At 66.3% G+C, this 19,127-nt stretch carries 15 protein-coding genes; 10 read left to right on the forward strand and 5 right to left on the reverse strand.

The window, feature by feature from the left end; genetic code table 11:
• Positions 1 to 791: ProQ/FINO family protein (locus WH367_RS09765; RefSeq protein WP_339535816.1), on the forward strand; the 791-nt coding region annotated here is incomplete at its 5' end.
• 147 nt (positions 792 to 938) lie between these two features.
• A complete protein-coding gene (locus WH367_RS09770) occupies positions 939 to 1,064 on the forward strand; it encodes a hypothetical protein (RefSeq protein WP_021027617.1) in 126 nt (41 codons plus the stop codon).
• Between the two features lie 14 nt (positions 1,065 to 1,078).
• Here WH367_RS09770 and WH367_RS09775 read toward each other — a convergent pair whose 3' ends face one another.
• The 3 genes from WH367_RS09775 to lplT form a co-directional block, all read right to left on the reverse strand.
• Complete coding sequence (locus tag WH367_RS09775) at positions 1,079 to 1,576, reverse strand: glutathione peroxidase (RefSeq protein WP_339535818.1); 498 nt, start codon at positions 1,574 to 1,576, stop codon at positions 1,079 to 1,081.
• Between the two features lie 52 nt (positions 1,577 to 1,628).
• On the reverse strand, positions 1,629 to 2,480 hold the full coding sequence (locus WH367_RS09780; protein ID WP_306729949.1) for a DMT family transporter: 852 nt from the start codon (positions 2,478 to 2,480) through the stop codon (positions 1,629 to 1,631).
• A gap of 139 nt (positions 2,481 to 2,619) precedes the next feature.
• The gene (lplT, locus tag WH367_RS09785) at positions 2,620 to 3,924 is read right to left on the reverse strand and encodes a lysophospholipid transporter LplT (protein ID WP_021027614.1); all 1,305 of its coding nucleotides are present in this window, start codon (positions 3,922 to 3,924) and stop codon (positions 2,620 to 2,622) included.
• 141 nt (positions 3,925 to 4,065) lie between these two features.
• Here lplT and alr point away from each other — a divergent pair, with 141 nt between their 5' ends.
• Positions 4,066 to 5,169 carry an alanine racemase gene (gene alr / locus WH367_RS09790; RefSeq protein ID WP_339535820.1) on the forward strand — a complete coding sequence of 368 codons (1,104 nt, stop codon included), beginning with the start codon at positions 4,066 to 4,068 and terminating at the stop codon, positions 5,167 to 5,169.
• An 85-nt stretch (positions 5,170 to 5,254) separates the two neighbouring features.
• Here alr and WH367_RS09795 read toward each other — a convergent pair whose 3' ends face one another.
• Positions 5,255 to 6,523 (reverse strand): type II toxin-antitoxin system HipA family toxin, encoded by a 1,269-nt coding sequence (locus WH367_RS09795; RefSeq protein WP_339535822.1) that lies wholly within the window; start codon positions 6,521 to 6,523, stop codon positions 5,255 to 5,257.
• Complete coding sequence (locus WH367_RS09800) at positions 6,520 to 7,101, reverse strand: helix-turn-helix transcriptional regulator (protein ID WP_021027611.1); 582 nt, start codon at positions 7,099 to 7,101, stop codon at positions 6,520 to 6,522. Before WH367_RS09800 ends, WH367_RS09795 begins: the two co-directional genes overlap by 4 nt.
• A 376-nt stretch (positions 7,102 to 7,477) precedes the next feature.
• Between WH367_RS09800 and WH367_RS09805 the strand changes: the two genes are divergently transcribed.
• The 7 genes from WH367_RS09805 (at position 7,478) to WH367_RS09835 (ending at position 19,123) form a co-directional block, all read left to right on the forward strand.
• The gene (locus tag WH367_RS09805; RefSeq protein WP_339535824.1) at positions 7,478 to 8,062 is read left to right on the forward strand and encodes a TetR/AcrR family transcriptional regulator; all 585 of its coding nucleotides are present in this window, start codon (positions 7,478 to 7,480) and stop codon (positions 8,060 to 8,062) included.
• A complete protein-coding gene (locus WH367_RS09810) occupies positions 8,059 to 9,723 on the forward strand; it encodes an MFS transporter (RefSeq protein WP_339520904.1) in 1,665 nt (554 codons plus the stop codon). The genes WH367_RS09805 and WH367_RS09810 overlap by 4 nt, the downstream gene beginning before the upstream one ends.
• A gap of 42 nt (positions 9,724 to 9,765) precedes the next feature.
• Complete coding sequence (locus tag WH367_RS09815) at positions 9,766 to 10,995, forward strand: HlyD family secretion protein (RefSeq protein ID WP_339535826.1); 1,230 nt, start codon at positions 9,766 to 9,768, stop codon at positions 10,993 to 10,995.
• Positions 10,992 to 12,458 carry an efflux transporter outer membrane subunit gene (locus WH367_RS09820; RefSeq protein ID WP_339535828.1) on the forward strand — a complete coding sequence of 489 codons (1,467 nt, stop codon included), beginning with the start codon at positions 10,992 to 10,994 and terminating at the stop codon, positions 12,456 to 12,458. The genes WH367_RS09815 and WH367_RS09820 overlap by 4 nt, the downstream gene beginning before the upstream one ends.
• A 178-nt stretch (positions 12,459 to 12,636) precedes the next feature.
• On the forward strand, positions 12,637 to 16,710 hold the full coding sequence (locus WH367_RS09825) for a Pls/PosA family non-ribosomal peptide synthetase (RefSeq protein ID WP_339535829.1): 4,074 nt from the start codon (positions 12,637 to 12,639) through the stop codon (positions 16,708 to 16,710).
• Positions 16,698 to 17,330, forward strand: coding sequence for a hypothetical protein (locus WH367_RS09830; RefSeq protein WP_339535830.1), 633 nt, complete (start codon positions 16,698 to 16,700; stop codon positions 17,328 to 17,330). Before WH367_RS09825 ends, WH367_RS09830 begins: the two co-directional genes overlap by 13 nt.
• Positions 17,331 to 17,500: 170 nt before the next feature.
• Positions 17,501 to 19,123: an ABC transporter substrate-binding protein gene (locus WH367_RS09835; protein ID WP_445228097.1), complete on the forward strand. Its 1,623-nt coding sequence runs from the start codon at positions 17,501 to 17,503 to the stop codon at positions 19,121 to 19,123.
• Positions 19,124 to 19,127 lie beyond the last annotated feature (4 nt).

The following is a 19,127-nucleotide window of genomic DNA, read 5'->3' on the forward strand; positions in this document are numbered from 1 at the left end:
AGCCCGGCAATGGCGCACGCCGCGAAGGCCAGGGCGCCGGCGGCCGTGGCCCACGCCGTGACGGTGGCCAGGCGGCCCCCGCTGCGCCCAAGGCGCCTGCCCGCCCACGCCACCCCGTGGTGGAAAAGCTCGCTGGTCTGTACCCTGCACTGTTTGGCGACCAGCCGCTGCCGCTCAAGCGCGGTGTGTTCCAGGACCTGATGGCCGCCCACCCCGATGCCTTCGAGAAGAACGAGCTGAAGGTGGCCCTGGGCCTGCATACCCGCTCGACCCGCTACCTCAACGCCGTGGCCATGGGCCAGCCCCGCCATGACCTGCAAGGCCAGGTCGTCGAGGCGATGGCGCCTGAGCATGTGTTCCATGCGCTGGTGGAGTCCTTCCGCCGCCGCAAGCCGCGCGACGGCGAAGACCTGCAGCTCAAGCTGCGCCGCCGCATCGGCATGGCCTATATCGCGTCCGACCTGAGCCGCGACGACTTCCTGGCCAAGGTCCAGGTCAAGGATGAAGCGACCCAGGCCCTGCTGGCAGCCGCCATGCAGGAAGTGGCCGAGTTCGACGCCAAGGCCGAAGCGCTGGCCACCGCCCATGCCGCCAGCGGCAAGAGCGTGGCCGAGTTTGCCGACATGTACGGCATGCACCCCGCTGCGGTGGAGCGCCACCTGCACCGCGCTGCCCAGACCCAGGCGATTGCTGCACGCCCTGCAGCCGCGCCTCCAGAAGCGGCGGACGAAGGCGATGCGGCCGAGCCGGCCGCTGCCAAGGCCGACGACAACGCTGCTGCTGCTGAATAAACCCGGCATTCGCCCAGCAAAAAGCTGCCCACGCTCCTGGAGCGTGGACAGCTTTTTTTATGCCCCTGGCTTGATCGCTGACCCGCCGCTGCTTACACTGAGTTCCTGAGACCTGCGGATGGTCACCATCTGCGCAAGGAGTACGCCATGAAGCCCGATACCCCCCAAGCCAACCGCAATCGCCGCTGGCTGCGCAAGTTCTGGGGTGCGGTCTGCGTGATTGCGGGCCTGGCCAGCATTGCCGCCGGGCTGGAGACGGCGTTGATGGACTGAGCGCCGCTTGGCGTTTAAGAAGCAGCCAAGGCCTTCTCGATGGCCGCTTCCAGCTTGGCCGGCTTGGTCATCGGGGCAAAGCGCTGCACCGTGCGGCCATCGCGCCCGACCAGAAACTTGGTGAAGTTCCACAGAATCCGCCCGCCCAAGAGGCCTGGCGCCTGCGCCTTGAGCCAGGCAAACAGCGGGTCGGTGTGCGGGCCGTTGACCTCTACCTTGGCCAGGCTGGGAAAGCTGGTCTGGTAGTTCAGCTCGCAAAACTGCGCAATCTCGGTATTGCTGCCGGGGGCCTGCGCACCAAACTGGTTGCAGGGCAGGCCCAGCACCTGCAGGCCCTGGGGGCCGTACTGCTGCTGCAAAGCTTCGAGCCCCTTGAGCTGCGGCGTAAAGCCGCAGGCGGTGGCCGTGTTGACCACCAGCACCACCTGGCCGGCATAGCGCGACAGCGGCAGCGGCTGGGCGCTGGCGTCGTGGAGAACAAAGTCCTGGATGGTGTGCGGTGTTGCGGGCATGGCGGCTATCTTAGTCGCTAACCCGCCTCAAGTTAGCCGCGTTCAGCGCCACTCAGGGCAGGCGCGACTCCAGCGCCGCAATCAGCGAGGCCGACAGCACCAGCGCGCCGCCCAGCAGCAGGCGGCCCGAGAGCACGGTGCCCTCAATCAGCACATTGGAGGCGCTGGCAAAGACCACCTCGGACAGCATCACCACCGCAGCGGTGGTGGCGGCCAGGCGCGAGGCGCCGTATTGCAAGGTCCAGTTGCTCAGCATGATCAGCACGGCGACGACCAGCACCATCAGCGGCCAGCCCCAGGCGATATCGGGCACGGCCGGCATGCGGCCCAGGTAGATGCCCAGCACCGACATGGCACCGGCGGCCACCAGGCCGCCAAAGAACATGGCCAGCATGCGCGCCTCACCCGGCACGCGGTACTGGCTGCGCAACACCACATTGGTGCCGGCAAAGGTAAAGCCCCCGACAATGGCCAGCGCATCGGGCAGCGAGAGGTTGGCTGTCAGGCTCTGCCAGGTGGCGCCGGCTGGAATCATCACGATCAGCACACCGCTGAAGGCCAGCACCAGGCGCAGGATGGAGTACTTGTTGGGCTTTTCACCCAGAAAGTACCAGGCCAGCAGCACCGACCAGGCGGGCATCAGATAGAACAGCAGCACCACACGCACCACATCGCCGGTGGTGGCGGCCCAGTTGAACAGCACATTGGTGCTGCCCGAGGTAAAGGCCAGCAGCAGCAGCAGCGGGTGGCGCCGGGCAATGGCCGCCGCTGCCGGCTTGACCAGCAGCAGACCGCAAAACAGGATCAGGTAGACCAGGGCCGTGCCCAGTACCGGGTGCACCCCCAGGGCCTGCAGCTGGCGGAACGGCCACCAGATCGTGCCCCAGATCAGGGCGTTGGTCATCAGGGCTAAAAAGGGCAGCGCGGTGAGCATGGGGCGAGGGGAAACAGCGCCTGCGATCAACAGGCGCTGTCAGCTTTCTATTTTTCTAAGGGGTGCAGGAGGGCGGGTGGGCTTGGCGCGTGGCCCACCGGCGGGTCACTCAGTGGTGGTGGTCGTGGCGGGCAATGTCCAGCAGCCGTTGGACTTCCTGCGGATGCTGCTTGCAATTATGCCGGTGCCACAGCAGGATGCACCACATGATGCCGGCCACCAGCAGGCCAAAGCAGGTGATGGCGCCATAGGCCGACATGCCAAAGCGGGTGAACATGCTGTAGACGACACCCAGGCCCAGGATGCAGGCCTGCTCGTTGAAGTTCTGCACCGCAATCGAGCGGCCCGAGCCCATCAGGTTGTGGCCCCGGTGCTGCAGCAGGGCGTTCATCGGCACCACCAAAAAGCCACCCAGACCGCCCAGCACCACCAGAAAAGGGACCGCCAGCCAGATGCTGTGGATAAAGTTCATGCACACTACCAAGAGGCCCATCGCAATGCCCAGCGGGATCACGCGCGTGGCGCCGTCGAGCTTCATGCGCATCGAGGCGAGGATGGCACCGACTGCTGTGCCGATGGCGACCACGCCGACCAGCGCCGAGGCCTTGGTGGTGCTGTAGCCCAGCGCAACCGCACTCCAGGCCAGCACGATATAGCGCAGGTTGCCCGAGACGCCCCAGAACAAGGTGGTGGTCGACAGCGAGATCTGGCCGAGCTTGTCGCGCCACAGGCGGCTGTTGCAGCGCCAGAAGTCGGGCAGCAGGTCCATCACGTTGGAGAACATGCTGCGACTCGTGTCCTGGCGCAGTGGCACCAGCTGGGTGCTGGTGCGCGGGATGCGGGTGTTGAACCAAGCCGCACCTGCGTACAAGAGACCGATCACGCAGATTGCCGCCTCGGAAGGGGTATCGATGGGGGTGTCGATCAGGGGCAGATCAAAGGACAGCAGCCAGCCCGAGACCTGGGGGCCCACCAGCTGGCCGCCCAGCAGCACACCCAGGATGATCGAGGTGATCGTCAGCCCCTCGATCCAGCCATTGGCCCGCACCAGCTGGCTGGCCGGCAGCAGCTCGGTGAGGATGCCGTACTTGGCCGGTGAGTAGGCGGCAGCGCCCAGGCCGACGACGGCATAGGCGAGCAGCGGGTGGTGGCCAAACAGCATCAGCAGGCAGCCGATCACCTTGATCGCATTGCTGATGAACATCACCTGCCCCTTGGGGTAGGCATCGGCAAAGGCGCCCACAAACGGTGCCAGGATCACGTAGAACAGCGCGAACATGGGCACCAGGGCGGCACGCTGCCACTCCGCAGCGCCTGCGCTGATCAACAGATCGACGGCAACGACAAACAGGGCGTTGTCAGCCAGCGAGCTGAAAAACTGCGCCGACATGATGGTGTAGAAACCGCGCTTCATTCGTTGGGAGGCTGATAAGGGATGCTAATGGCGCGAGAAATTTGTAAGCTGCGTGTAGGGAGTCGAGGTTATAGCACGCAGGGGCGAAAGCACGGTGCCAGAATACTAGGGGTTTTCATAATCTTGTTGTGAGTATTTGCCATGCCGCGCCCCATTCTAGCCACCATTCACACTGCTGCCTTGCAACATAACCTGGCACGCGCCCGTCTGGCGGCCCAAGACGCCAAGCTGTGGTGTGTGGTGAAAGCAAACGCTTACGGCCATGGCATCGAGCAGGTGTTTGACGGCATGCGCGCCGCTGACGGCTTTGCGCTGCTGGAGCCGTCCGAGGCGCAGCGCATCCGCGATCTGGGCTGGCGCGGCCCCATCCTGCTGCTCGAAGGCGTTTTCGATGCCCGTGACCTGGAGCTGTGCTCGCGCCTGAACCTCTGGCACACGGTGCACTGCGACCAGCAGATCGACTGGCTGGCGGCCCACAAGACCCAGCAGCCCCACCGCGTGTTCCTGAAGATGAACTCCGGCATGAACCGCCTGGGCTTCACCGCCGAGCGCTACCGCTCGGCCTGGGCCCGGCTCAATGCGCTGCCCCAGGTCGACGAGATCTCCTTCATCACCCATTTCAGCGATGCCGACACCGCCAAGGGCATCGGCGCGGCCATGGCGCTGTTCAACCAGACCACCTTGGACCTGCCCGGCGAGCGCAGCATCTGCAACAGCGCCGCGATGCTGCGCAACCCCGGTATGTCGGCCAGCGAGCGCGGCGACTGGGTGCGCGGCGGCATCCTGCTCTACGGCAGCGCGCCCGATTACCCGCTGCAAACCGCGGACGACTGGGGCCTGCAGCCGACGATGAGCTTGTCGGCCAAGGTCATCGGTGTGCAGGAGCTGCAGCCCGGCGACACCGTCGGCTATGGCTCGGCGTTCACCGCCGACAAGCCCATGCGCATCGGCGTCGTCGCCTGCGGCTATGCCGACGGCTACCCGCGCCACTGCGGCAACGGCACCCCCGTGCTGGTCGACGGCCAGCGCTCGCGCCTGATAGGCCGGGTCAGCATGGACATGGTCACCGTCGACCTCACCGACGTCCCCCAAGCGGGCTGGGGCAGCGAGGTCACCCTCTGGGGCCGCGCCGCCAACGGCACCGTGCTCTCCATCGACGAAGTGGCCCAGGCCGCTGGCACCGTGGGCTATGAGCTGATGTGCGCGGTGGCGCCACGGGTGCCGGTGGTGGTGGATGGGCACTGATCTGCCTTAAAAATAGGCAGATCTTCCAAGTGCTGGGTTGGTGCTGCGCCGGCTTTGCAGAAGGATTTAGCCAGCTCCGCAGGCTTTAAAGAAAAGCCTGCCTTTGCCGTCTGAGCGCGTCGCGGTCGATGCTGGCTGCGAGCTGCTCCATATCCACCGGGCTGACCCCCAGTGCCTGAAAATGCGCAGCCCACTGGTCCACGGCCGCAGCCACCTGCTGCACCAGCGCGATGGCGCGTGGCCTTTTGAGCCCGTATTCCTTGATCTGGGTGAGCGCATTCTCCAGGCTGGACTCAGCCCCCATGGTGCCCACGCTGAGTGCCTGGTAGCCCAGGTTCTGCAGACTGGGCACCACATCGTAGGCGGGGCTGAGGTCGTAGTAACCGTCCACGTTCAGGCTGATGCTGTGGTTGCGCTCATGGTCGTCGGTGTTGTCCATGAGGATGTTGAAGACCATGCGCTTGAATAGCTCCTCGCGCATGGTGGCCTGCCGCTCGGGATGGCCCAGGCGCAGCAGGATGCTTGCCAAGGCGCTGTAGCTCAGCTCCAACCCCGCAGCGCGCAAGGCAGTGTGAGCCGATTGGCAGTGCACGCGGAAAGGGCCGATGCGGTCAAAGCGCGCAATGGTGAGTGCATGCCGCGCCTTGCCATAGCGCGGTGGCAGTGGCAGCACCGCAGTGTTGGCGGTGTATATGCCGGCCTGTGCGGCCAGCCTCATCGTCGCGTGTTCAATCAGCGGGGTATCCACGGCATCATCCAACTCGCTGAATTTGATGACGCAGGGGCCGTTGTCGGTCTGCAGCAAGGCCTTGGGCCGGGCGCCACCCAAGGTGACGCCGGGCTGGACCAGGCGCTGTATCTCGGGGGTGATTGGGGCCTGGGTCTGCACATCTTCCACTGCGGCCGCGAGTTGCGCCAAGTCCTTCAGCTGCGGATAGGGCCCGATATAGCGCGGCAGGTAATGCTCAGCAGAGGTGGAAATGCCCAGTGCGCCAAAGCGGTCGTCTCCGGCAAAGAGCAGCATCTCCAGAATAGACAGGCGTGCAGGCCGGTCGATGTGGCGGATGATGCGCTCGCCCCAGCGGTCAGGCCGGGCGTCGTCGATCGCGCCAGGCGCCGTATGTTTTTCCTCATTGCTGAAAAGCTGGCCTTGTACCAAGGGCAGGTCCTGGCTGAGCGCAAAGTTCCACCAATCTGGCGCATAGCTGAACGTGGCGCAATCTGCCACCAACTGCGAAAGGCTGACCGTGCCCGCCAAGGTGGGCGCCGCCGGGTTGACCATGGCCCAGACATAGAGCTGGTCTTGCGGCACATAAGTGCGTGCAGAGACGGAGGGGAAGGCGTCGGCGGTCATGGCTTTTGGGGAGGCTTCTTGGCCATGAGCGCGGCAAGTCCTGGGGCTGCACTTGTCCATTCCTTGAGAGTCTTCTCTGATGGTTCCGCAACGATCCGAGCCAGCTCGGGCAGGTAAGCAGGGCTGAACAAGGATTTCCGGGATTTTTCTAAAGATTCGGAAGTGAGACGATCTATCTCTGACAAGGTACCTGCCTCAGTCCCGGCTTTGCGGCGCTCTGTTTGTGCCGCTGATGGCAGGGGATGGGCTGGCTCTTGAGTTTTGGGCTTGCGCTGGCTTTTTGCCTTGGCGACCTCTCGCTCCAGCGCAGCATGGTCGTTCTGCGGTGCAATCAGCCCGGCCAAATCGCCCCTTGGATTGATCAGCCACATGCACATCACATAGGAGGCCATCGCGACCGACGGGTCACCCCGTTCGATGCGGGCCATCGTGGGCTGTGAAATGCCCAGGCGTTTGGCCCATTGCGCCTGCGACTCTCCTCGCCGCTTACGGGCGATAGCAATGTTCTGCGCCAGCTTTTCGATCTGCTGCAGGACGGCTTGCGGGTAGTCGGAAGGCGATGTGTTTTGACGAGGCATTCATAGATATTAGTCTTTTGTCTGAAAAAAGCAAATCTATGAATTATTTCGTCTTCTATGCTGACGAAAAAATACCAATCGCTGCTTGCACTGAGCTTAAAACAACATAGATATCATCATTTCTACGTATTTCATTCATCTATGAATATTTAAGGCTAATGGTGCCATTCCTCATCACTCTTCAACAGCAAACAGCGTGATCTTTGGGAGCATCCAGCATCTCCTCCTCCTCCTCCTCCTCGCCGGCGTAGCCGGTGAACTGACCAAAAACAGACCTCCGTTAACCCACGGGTTTACCCTGATGTCCTCAGGGTTTGTGCAGGCCTGAAAAAATTAGCGTACAGTTTTGTACGTTTAATGCTTTTGCCTCTACCCCATGACCTCCAAAGAACGCCAACCCCGCAGTGATGCGCTGGCCCATCGCAGCCAGTTGCTCGATGCGGCCCTGCATGTGTTTACCGAGCAGGGGGTGACGGTGGCTTTGGATGTGGTGGCCGAGCGGGCGGGGGTGAGTCGCACGACGCTGTATCGCAATTTTGCGGACCGCTCCGAGTTGCTGCGGGCCCTTCTGATCCATATCCTGGAGCGGCTGGCCGCCAAGGCCCATGCCTTGAGCGAGACGGGCGATGCCGATGCGCTGTTCGAGTTTCTGCGCCTCTGGGCGCATGACTCGGTGCTGACCGTGCCGCTGACCGATTACTGGCGCTCGCTGCCGCTCGATGACCCCTTGGTCGTTGACCTGCGCGCGCGCCTGTTGGCGCTGGTGACGCCCTTGTTGCTGCAGGCCAAGGCGGCAGGGCGCTGCCGGGAGGATCTGCAGGGGGCAGATTTGCTGCTGATCGTGGGCATGTTCAGCGCGGCGCGGCGGGGCCGCACGCCGGCCGAGCGCCTGCAGCTGAGCGACCGCGCCTGGCAGCTGATCACCGAGGGCCTGCGCATGGATGCCAGGGAGACGGTATGAACGCGCCTGCCTTTCGCTATGTCGAGCAACCCCCGGATTGGGAGACGCATGAGCGTCCCGTGCTGCCGGGCTCGCCTGCGCGGCTGCAGCACACGCTGCCCCGGCGCATCGCCTACATCATGGTGGGTCTGTTTGTCGGGCTGGTTGGGGGTCTGGGCAATGGCCTGGTCACGGCCAACCTCACCTCGATTCAGGGCCAGCTGGGCCTGACGGCGGTCGAGGCCGCCTGGCTGCCTGCGGCCTATGTGATGGTCAATGTGACGGCCAACCTGCTGGTCTTCAAAAGCCGCCAGCAGCTGGGTCTGCGGGTGTTTGCCGAATGGGGCCTGGGCATCTATGCGCTCTTGGCGCTGCTGCACGTGTTTGTCGAGGGCTACACCATGTCCATCGTGGTGCGGGCCGTCGCCGGTTTTGCCGGTGCCACCACCACCTCGCTGGCCGTCATGTATGTGATGCAGGGCTTTCCTGCCTCCAAGGTGCCCTCGGCCTTCATCCTGGGCATGAACATGTCCTCGATCGCCGTGCCGCTGGCCTGGGTGCTGTCGCCTTCGCTGGTCAACGTCAACCCCTGGCCCCATCTGTATGCGTTCGAGGCGGGTCTCGCGCTGATGGCCTTTGCCGCCGTGGTGGTGCTCAAGCTGCCGCGCGGGCTGCAGATCCATGTGTTCGAGCCGCTGGATTTTGTGACCTTTCTGCTGGTCGCGCCTGCGGTGGGCCTGCTGTGCGCGGTGCTGGCCCAGGGCGTGAACGCCTGGTGGTTCAACGCCCCCTGGCTGGCCTATGCGTTGATCGCGTCGCTGGTGCTGTTTGCGCTGGCCGCCCTGCTGGAATACAGCCGGCGCACGCCGCTGATCCAGCTGCGCTGGCTGATGCACCCCACGACGCTGACCTTCATGGCCGGCGCCATCATGATGCGTTTCATGATCTCGGAGCAGAACTATGGCGTGGTCGGCCTGCTGCGCGCGATGGGTGTGGTGCCCGAGCAGCTGCAGGCGCTGTACGGCGTCATTTTTGTCGGCATGCTGCTGGGCGTGATCGTCGGTGCTGCCACCTTCAGCCCCCAGGCCATCCTGCCGCAGATCCTGACCTCGATCCTGCTGATCGGCGTGGGCGGCTGGCTGGACCTGCACTCCACCAGCCTGAGCCGCCCGCATGACTTTTTCTTCAGCCAGTTCCTGATCGCGTTCTCGGCGGCGCTGTTCATGGGGCCGGTGATGATGATCGGCATCCAGCGTGCGCTGGGCAAGGGGTTGGACCACATGGTCACCTTTGTCGTGCTGTTCTCGGTCACCCAAAGCCTGGGCGGCCTGCTCGGCCCCGCGCTGCTGGGCAGCATCCAGCAGCAGCGTGCCCAGCTCTACACGCAGGCGATTGCGGCCGATATGCCGGTGACCAACCCGCTGGTCGCGCAGCGCCTGGCCCAGCAGTCGCAGTCGCTCGGCCGCACCATCACCGACCCGGTGCAGCGCGGCGCCCAAAGCCAGGCCCAGCTGGTGCAGGTGATCCGGCGCGAGGCGGCGGTGCGCGCCTTCAACGATGTGTTCCGCGTGATTGGCGCGATGGCGTTGGCCTTTCTGGCCTGGGCGTTCTACCGCGTGCTGCGCCAGCGCATTTTGGCCTGGCTCGCGCGGCGCCGGGGCGAGCTGCCGGCGCCCGTCTGACCTCCATCCCCTTTTTCGATCCCTATCTACAAAGCAACAACAATGGCTGATACTGAAAAACCCACTCCCCAAGCTGCCCCCGCTCCCGCAGCGCAGCCCGCTGCCCCCCAAGCCACGGCGGCTGCCGCCGCCGCATCGGCTGCCCAAGCGTCGGCAGCTGCTGCAACGGCAGCCACTCCGGCACCCGCCGCATCGCCAACGGCCAAGCTGATCCGGCCCAGCCGCCGCGCGGTGCTGACCATGGCGGTCGTCGCCTTGGCCGGCGTGCTGCTGGTGCTCTGGGCCTGGAAGCTGCCGCCCTTTGCCTCCGACATGATGCGCACCGACAACGCCTATGTGCGTGGCCAGATCACCGTGCTGGCGCCGCAGGTCAGCGGCTATGTGACGGAGGTGAACGTGCAGGACTATGCGCATGTCACGCGCGGCGATGTGCTGCTGCGCATCGATGACCGCATCTATGCCGAAAAAGTGGCCCAGGCCCAGGCGCAGCTCGACAATGCCCGCGCGCAGCTGGCCAACTCGGACCAGACCCAGGCGCAAAACCGCGCCAACCTGGGCGCGCGTCAGGCCAGCCTGTCGGCGGTGGATGCCGAAGCGCGCCGCGCCGCAGCCGATCTGCAGCGGGTCGAGGACCTGGCCGCGCGCGGTTCGGTGTCGCTGCGCGAGCGCGACCAGTCGCGTGCCACCAGCCAGCTGGCCAAGGCCAATGTGCAAAAGGCGCAGGCCGATATCCGCATTGGCGAGCAGAGCATCAAATCCACCCAGGTGGCACGTGCCAGCCTGGAAGCCCAGGTGAAGGCCGCTGAGGCCCAGCTGGGCCTGGCCCAGATCGACCTGGACAACACCGTGGTGCGGGCGCCGCGCGATGGCCAGATCAGCGAGGCCTCGGTGCGCTTGGGCCAGTATGTGGCCTCGGGCACGCAGCTGCTGTTCCTGGTGCCCGAGCAGCTGTGGGTGGTGGCCAATTTCAAGGAAACCCAGATCGCCCACATGCAGCAGGGCCAGGCGGCGAGCTTCTATGTCGATGCGCTCGAAGGCGCCGAGCTGACTGGCCATATCGAGCAGATGGCACCGGCCACCGGCTCGGAGTTCAGCGTCATCAAGGCCGACAATGCCTCGGGCAACTTCATCAAGATCGTGCAGCGCCTGCCGATCCGCATTGCGATTGACCCGAACCAGCCGCTCGCCGCCCGCCTGCGCCCGGGCATGTCGGTTGAAGTGCATGTGGACACGCGCGCGGCCAAGGCCGCAGCGCAAGGAGCCCGGCCATGACCCGCAGCCGGTTTTTGCAAGGCTCGGCCGCCACCACACTGACGGCCCTGGGCATGGCGATGCTGCTGGCCGGTTGCGCACCGGCACTGCGCCAGGCGCCCGCCGATGCGGCCGTGACCGTGCCCAGCGCCTGGGCGCAGACGGGTGCCGCTACCTCCAGCGGGCCTGAGGCAGCCGTGCCGGTGGCCTGGTGGCAGGCCTTTGGCGATGAACAGCTCAACGGCTATGTGCAGGCCGCGCTGGCGCGCAACGCCAACCTGCAGGTGGCCGGCACCCGCGTGGCCGCTGCCCGCGCCCAGCTCGCCGCTGCCGATGCTGCGCTGCAGCCCAGCCTGTCGCTGGGCACCAATGTGGGCGCCACCCACACCTTGACCACCTCGGGTATCACCACCAGCCGCTCCGTCCAGCCCCAGCTGCAGGCCAGCTGGGAGCCCGATCTCTGGGGCCGCCTGGGCGAGCGCAGCACGGCCGCCGATCTGCAGTACCGCGCCAGCCAGGCCGACCGCGATGCGGTGGCGCTGACGGTGGCGGCCACCACGGCCCAGGCCTATGTCGATCTGCTGGGCCGCGAGGCGCAGCTGGCCCAGACGCGCCAGACCCTGCAGACGCGCAGCACCGCGCTGCAGCTGGCGCGGGACCAGGAATCGGTGGGCTATATCTCGCGCCTGCAGGTGACGCAAGCGCAGGCCGAGTACGAGGCCATCCAGGGCCAGATCCCGCCCTTGGAGCTGGCGATTGCGCGCCAGTACAACGCGCTGCAATTGCTGGCCGGTGATGTGCCCGCCGTGCGCGATACCGCTGCGGCCGACGGCCAGGGCTTTGCCCGGCTGCAGATGCCGGTGGTGCCCGCTGCGCTGCCCTCGGCCCTGCTGCGGCGCCGGCCCGACCTGGTGCAAGCCGAGCTGAACCTGGCCGCCAGCGATGCCAGCCTGCGCGCCAGCCGCGCCGCCTACCTGCCCCAGCTCAACCTCAGCGCCAGTGCGGGGCGGCTGTTTGTCAATGCGCTGCAGTACAACCCGATCAATGTCTGGAGCCTGGGCGCGAGCGTGCTGGCGCCGCTGTTCGATGGTGGCCGGCTCGACGCGCAGTACGACAGCGCCACGGCCCAGCGCGACCAGGCCGCCTACGCCTACCGGGGCGCGGTGCTGTCGGCCCTGGGCGATGTGGAAAACGCGCTGGTCGGCGTGCAGCGCCTGGCCGAACAAGAGCAGGCGGCCGAGCGCCGCCGCGCCGTGCTGGCCCAGACCCTGGGTTATGCCAAGGACCGCTACGAGGCGGGCTATGCGTCCTACCTGGAGCAGATCGACGCCCAGCGCAACCTGTTCCAGGCCGAGACCGAGCTGGTCAACCTGCGCCAAAGCCGGCTGGACAACCAGATTGCGCTGTACCGCGCGCTGGGCGGGGGCTGGTCGGCCGATGCGGTGTTGCCGAGCGCCGCAGTGCAACCCGCCGCCGCAGATTAGGCGGGGCTTAAGCCGGGCGCAAAGCGTTGCGCTCAGCCCTCAGACAGGCCTTGCCAGGGGGGATCCCGGCGTGGCAGGCCCTGGCGCCGCCGCATAATGCGCGAATGCCCCATTCTGGGGCGTTTTGTGCAGAAAGGCGGTGCGCCTGCGCCTTCTGCAGCTGCCGGGTATTGCTGCCATGTCTGAGACTGTTGTTTTGCGGGGGCCTGAGCGCCCCGATCTGTTGCGCCACGAGGTGCTGGCCGATGTGTTCGAGGCCACCGCCTATGCCCACCCCGAGCAGGTGGCGCTGATGGCCGGGGCGCGGCAGCTGACCTATGCCCAGCTCGATGCCGACGCCAGCCGCGCGGCACACCGGCTGATGGAAGCGGGCATTGGCCCGGGCGATATGGTGGGCCTGTGGCTGCCGCGCGGCATCGCGCTGCTCAGCCTGCAGCTGGCCATTGCCAAGACGGGCGCCGCCTGGCTGCCCTTTGACAGCGAGACACCGCCCGAGCGCATCGCCACCTGCCTCGAAGACGCCAGCGCCAAGGCGCTGCTGATGGCCGCTGCCACGCCTCAGCAGGGCCTGCGCGATGCCCAGGTGCTGTGTCCGCTGCTGACCGATCTGGACCTGCTGGCCGAGCTGCCCGCAGGCACCCCGCTGCGCCGGCGCAGCAATGCGCAGCCCAGCGATCCGGCCTATGTGATCTACACCAGCGGCTCGACCGGCAAGCCCAAGGGCATTGCCATCAACCAGGGCAGCATCTGCCACTTTTTGCGCAGTGAGAATGCGCGCCTGGGCGTGCGCCTGGGTGACAAGGTCTACCAGGGCTTCTCGGTGGCCTTTGACATGTCCTTCGAGGAGATCTGGATCAGCTACCTGGTGGGTGCCACCTTGTGGATTGCGCCGCGCGAGATTGCCGGCGACCCCGAGGCGCTGCCCCAGGCCTTGCTGGAGCAGCAGGTCACCGTGCTGCATGCCGTGCCCACGTTGCTGGCGCTGTTTGCCCAGGATGTGCCCAGCCTGCGCATCATCAACCTGGGCGGCGAGATGTGCCCCGAAGCGCTGGTCGATCGCTGGGCGCGTTCGGGCACCGGCGCGCCGCGCCAGCTGTTCAACACCTATGGGCCGACCGAGGCCACGGTATCGGCGAGCCTGGCTGAGCTGCAGGCGGGCGAGCCCGTCACCATCGGCACGCCGCTGCCCAACTACAGCATGGTGGTGGTGCAGGTGATCGAGGCGGACAGCTTTCCCGCCGGCACCGCGCCCCGCTTGGTGGGGCTGCCAGCGGGCGAAGTGGGTGAGCTGTGCATTACCGGCCCCGGCGTGGCCGCTGGCTACCTGGGCCGGCCCGAGCTGACGGCCGAAAAGTTCTTGGACAACCCCTGGCCGGCAGGGCCGCACGACACGCGCCTCTACCGCACCGGCGACCTGGCGCGCATCGATGAAAAAGGCCAGATGCAGTGCCTGGGCCGGGCCGATGACCAGGTGAAGATCCGGGGCTTTCGCGTGGAGCTGGGCGAGATCGAGGCCGTGCTGGCCCAGCAGCCCGGTGTGGGCACCACGGCGGTGCTGCTGCGCAAGGACGACGGTATCGACCAGCTGGTGGCCTTTTATGTGCCGCTGGATGCGTCCGCCAGCCCTAGCCACGCCGCGCTGCGCAGCGCGCTGGCCGAGCGCCTGCCGCCCTATATGGTGCCGGCCCGCTTTGAGGCGCTGGCGCTGATGCCGCGCCTGACCTCGGGCAAGATCGACCGCAAGGCGCTGCGTGCCGCCGCGCTCAGTGCCGCGGTGGACAGCGGTGATTCGGACACCGCCGAGACCCCGGCCGAGGCGCTGCTGTTTGCCGCGCTGGCGCAGATGTTCCCGAGCCAGCCCATCCGCCGCTCGCTCGATTTCTTCAGCGACCTGGGCGGCCACTCGCTGTTTGCTGCGCGGCTGACCTCGGTGCTGCGCGCCGATGCCCGCTTTGCGCAGGCCACCGTCAGCACCATCTACCAGCAGCGCCGCGTGGGCGCGATTGCCCAGGCCTTGCAGGCCAGCATGGTGGCAGACGATGCGCCGGCTGCGGCGCCGCGCGCGTTCCGCGAGCATTCGGCGCTGCGCCGCTGGCGCTGTGGCGCTGCGCAGGCGGTGGCGATTCCTTTGCTGGTGCTGGTCAAGATGGCGCAATGGCTGGCGCCGTTCTTCACCTACCACTTCTTTACCGGTGACGAGAACGACTCGGTGGCCGTGGCCATTGCGGTGTCGGTGCTCGCCTTTGCGCTGGCCACGGTGCTGGAGTTTGTCGTGGCCTGGGCCGGCAAGTGGCTGATTGCCGGCCGCCTCAAGCCCGGGCGCTACCCGCTCTGGGGCCTCACCTATTTCCGCTGGTGGCTGGCCGACCGGCTCGTGGAGGCGGTGCCGGTGGGCATGATCACTGGCTCGTCGCTGTTTCCGCTGTGGCTGCGCGCGCTGGGCGCCAAGATCGGCAACGATGTGCTGCTGGGCTCGATGACGGTGCGCGCCCCCGATCTGCTGCGCATTGGCGCCGGAGCGAGCGTGGGCAATGTGGTGAGCCTGGAGAATGCCCGCGTCGAAGGCGGCTGGCTGCTGCTGGGCACGGTCGATATCGGCGCCGATGCCTGCATTGGCTCCTATGTGGTGCTGGAGGGCAATACCCGCCTGGGCGACTGGGCCCATCTGGAAGGGCAGTCGAGCCTGAGTGACGGCCAGGTGCAGCCCGCGCGCAGCGTCTGGACCGGCTCGCCGGCCCAGCCCGTCTCGGACTTTGACACCAGCTGCATGCCCGAGCGCGTGCGGCCCAGCGCTGCCTGGCGCGCCTGGGAGATGCTGGTCTATGCGGTGGGCGGCCTGAGCATCGCGACCCTGTTCTTCATGCCGGTGTTCCCCGCGTTCTTGCTGATCGACTGGCTGGATGTGGACGCGATCTCGGTGCGGCCTTTGCTCGAAGACGGCACGGTCGATGCGCTGGGTGCCTTTATCCTGCGCTTTTTCAAGTTCTTTGTGCTGGCGCTGCCCGCCAGCCTGGTGCTGGTGGTCTGCACCATGCTGGTGGCCGCCTTGATCCGCTACCTGTTCCTGCCCCGGCTGCAGCCGGGCACCTGGTCGGTGCACAGCGGCCGTTACCTGGGCAAGTGGCTCACCAACCAGATCCAGGAAGGGAGCCTGGCGACCTTGCACGGCATCTATGCGACGGTGTTTTCAGCCAGCTGGTACCGCATGCTGGGCGCCAAGGTGGGCAAGCGCACCGAGCTGTCGACCGCGCTGGGCGTGGTGCCCGATATGCTGACCCTGGGCGACGAGTGCTTTGTGGCCGATGCGGTGATGCTGGGCGACGAGCGCATCGATGGCGGCTACATGACGGTGCAGCCCACGGTGGTCTCGCGCCGCAGCTTTATCGGCAATGGCGCCTATGTGCCCGATGGCTCGACCATTCCCGAAGGGGTGCTGATCGGCGTGATGTCGGCCGTGCCGCGCAATGCCGACATGCAGGCCGGCCAGACCTGGATTGGCTCGCCGGCCATCAACCTGCCTGCGCGCGAAGTCGTGCAGGGCTACCCCGACCACCTGACCTTTGCGCCGTCACGCCGCCGCGTGCTGGGCCGGGGCCTGGTCGAGGCCTTCCGCATTGGCGCGCCCCATGCGCTGGTGATTGCCGCCGGTTATGCGATTGTGCTCGACGCGATGCCGCTGGCAGCTGCCGGCCGCTGGGGTGCGGTGGTGCTGGATCTGGCCGTCGCCGGCATGGTCTTTGGCCTGGGCGCCTTCTGGGCGGTGGCGCTGTTCAAGTGGCTGCTGGTGGGGCGCTACCGCAAAAAGGCTGCGCCGATGTGGACGCCCTTTGTCTGGCTGTCCGAGGCGACGACCAGCATGTACGAAGGCATTGCGGTGCCCAACTTCTTGCGCTACCTGCGCGGCACGCCCTGGCTCAATCTGGCGATGAACCTGCTGGGCAGCAAGATTGCCAGCAGCGCCTACCTGGACACCACCGACATCACCGAGCATGACTGCGTGACCATTGGCGCGCACAGCGAGCTCAATGCGCTGTCTTGCCCGCAAACCCATTTGTTTGAGGACCGGGTGATGAAGGTCGATGACGTGGTGATTGGCGCGCGGGTCACGGTGGGCGCGCGCTGCACCGTGCTCTACAGCGCCGAGCTGGGCGATGGCGTGCAGCTGGGCCCCATGACCCTGGTGATGAAGGGCGAGCGCCTGCCCGCCGGCACCCGCTGGCAGGGCGCGCCGGCCGCGCCATGGCGGGCCTAGCACTTCACTGGACCAGGCAGCCGCTGGCCCTGCCGCCAGCGCTGCAGGGCCGGGTACAGGCCCAGGCGGTGGTGATGGCGGGTGCACCGCCACCCGGCGCGCTGCCGCGCGAGAGCATGCGCGAGGCCGTCTACCTGGCGATCTGCCAGGCCTTGGCGCCACAGCTGGGCTGCGAGCCAGCGCAACTGGCCGTGCAGCGCCGGGCTGGCCAGGCCCCGCAGCTGCTGCGCAACGGGCAGGTGCTGCCAGGGTGGCAGCTGTCCATCAGCTATGCCGATGCGCTGGCGGTCTGGGCCTGCACGCAAGAGGGCACCGTTGGCATTGATGTGCAAGGGCCGCCCGGTGATGCGCAGACCGATATCGATGCCGCTGGCTGGCCGGCGGTGGCTGCCCTCTACCTGGAGCCCGATGCCGCCGCTGCGCTGGCTGGCTTGCGGGGGATGGCTTGGCAGCGTGGTTTTGCGCGGCAATGGGCGCGGCTGGAAGCCCAGCTCAAATGCGCCGGGCTGGCACTGGCTGAAGCCGATCAGCGGCAAAAGGGCTGGAATGCCGGCATCGCGCTCTGGGATCTGGACAGTGCTGCGGGCGCGGTCGCGCTGGCCTGGCGCGCCTCGGCCTAGGCCGCATCTGGTTTTTGGCGGGGCCGTTACACTGGCCTGCCCGCCCGCCACTAGCAGAATCTGCACTGCGCCAGGCCCATATCGATACAACGAATAAATCGTTGGCGCGGCCGGGCTGCACTGCCATAGTGCGGCGTTTTGATTTTTTGCATGGAATGAAGGAATCTGTGATGCAACCCACCACTTATCTGCAAGGCCGCAACGGCTGGGCGCGCAGCGTCTGCACCCTGGCCATCGCCGGCGCAGTGGCCGGCATGGCATTTTCTGCCCAGGCATCGAACTTCCGCTGGACCCGTTCGGCCGATCTGTCGTCCTGGGATATCCATGCGCAAAATGTTGGGGTCAACAACTCGGTGCACCGCGCGGTGTATGAGGCGCTGGTCGAGTACAACAGCCAGACGCAAAAACCCGAGCCTTCGCTGGCCACCAAGTGGGAGCGCATCAACCCCAAGCAGCTGCGCATCACCTTGCGCGAAGGCGTGACCTTCAGCGATGGCTCGCCGTTGACCCCCGATGACGTGAAGTTCTCGCTGGAGCGCGCCAAGGCCAAGAGCTCCGGCTTTGTCGTCTACACCCAGGGCATCGACCGCATCGAGGTGGTCAATGCCCGCACGCTGGATATCTTCTCCGACGTGCCCAACCCGGTGCTGGTCAACCAGCTGACCGAGCTGCGCATCATGAGCAAGCCCTGGGCGGTGCAGCACCAGTCCGAGGTGCCCAAGGACATCAAGGCCAAGGACGAGAACTATGCCCACCGCCATGCGCTGGGCACCGGCCCCTATGTGCTCGACAGCTGGTCGCAGGATTCGCGCCTGGTGCTCAAGCGCAACCCGCAGTGGTGGGGCAAGGCCCAGTACCCCAGCAACATCACGCAGGCGGTCTACACGCCGATCAAGTCGGACGCCACGCGCACGGCCGCGCTGCTGTCGGGCGAGGTCGATTTCATCATCGACCCGAGCATGAACGACCTGCAGCGCATCAAGCAGGCGCCCAACCTGCAGGTGCTCGAATCCGCGGCTGACCGCACCCTGTTCCTGGGCATGGACCAGTACCGCGACGAGCTGCCCCAGTCCAGCGTCAAGGGCAAGAACCCCTTCAAGGATGTGCGCGTGCGCCAGGCGCTCTACCAGTCGATTGACATGGGCACCATCCAGCGCGTGGTGATGCGCGGCCTGGCCCAGCCCACTGGCACCCTGATTGCCCACCATGTGAATGGCTGGACCAAGCAGGCCGACCAGCGCCTGGCCTTTGATGCGGAAGGCGCCAAGAAGCTGCTGGCCCAGGCGGGCTACCCCGATGGCTTTGAGTTCGAGTTCTCCTGCCCGGCCGGCCGCTACCCGAGCGACGAGCAGCTGTGCCAGGCCATCAGCGCCCAGTGGGCCAAGGTGGGCATCAAGGCCAAGCTGCGCACCTACCCGTTCGCGACCTACTTCCCGATGATCCAGCGCTACGAAGCCAGTGTCTACCTGCTGGGCTGGTCGGTGCCCACGTTTGACGCCTACTACAGCCTGCAGGCGCTGCTGCGCTCGCCCGGCGGCAGTGGCGACGGCAACTTCAACCTGGGCCGCTTCTCCGACCCGCAGCAAGATGCCATGATCGAGCGCGTCAAGACCGAGACGGACCTCAAGCTGCGCAACCAGCTGATCGAGAAGGTGCTGCTCAACGAGCACAAGGCCATCTCGCATATCCCGCTGTTCAACCTGATTACCCCCTGGGCGACCAGCAAGAAGGTCAGCATCCCGACCCGCGCGGACAACTACATCGACTGGCGTCTGCTGAACGTGGCCAATTGACGGG

It is taken from the genome of Comamonas sp. MYb21 (genome assembly GCF_037479395.1).
In the GTDB taxonomy this organism is placed as follows: domain Bacteria; phylum Pseudomonadota; class Gammaproteobacteria; order Burkholderiales; family Burkholderiaceae_C; genus Comamonas.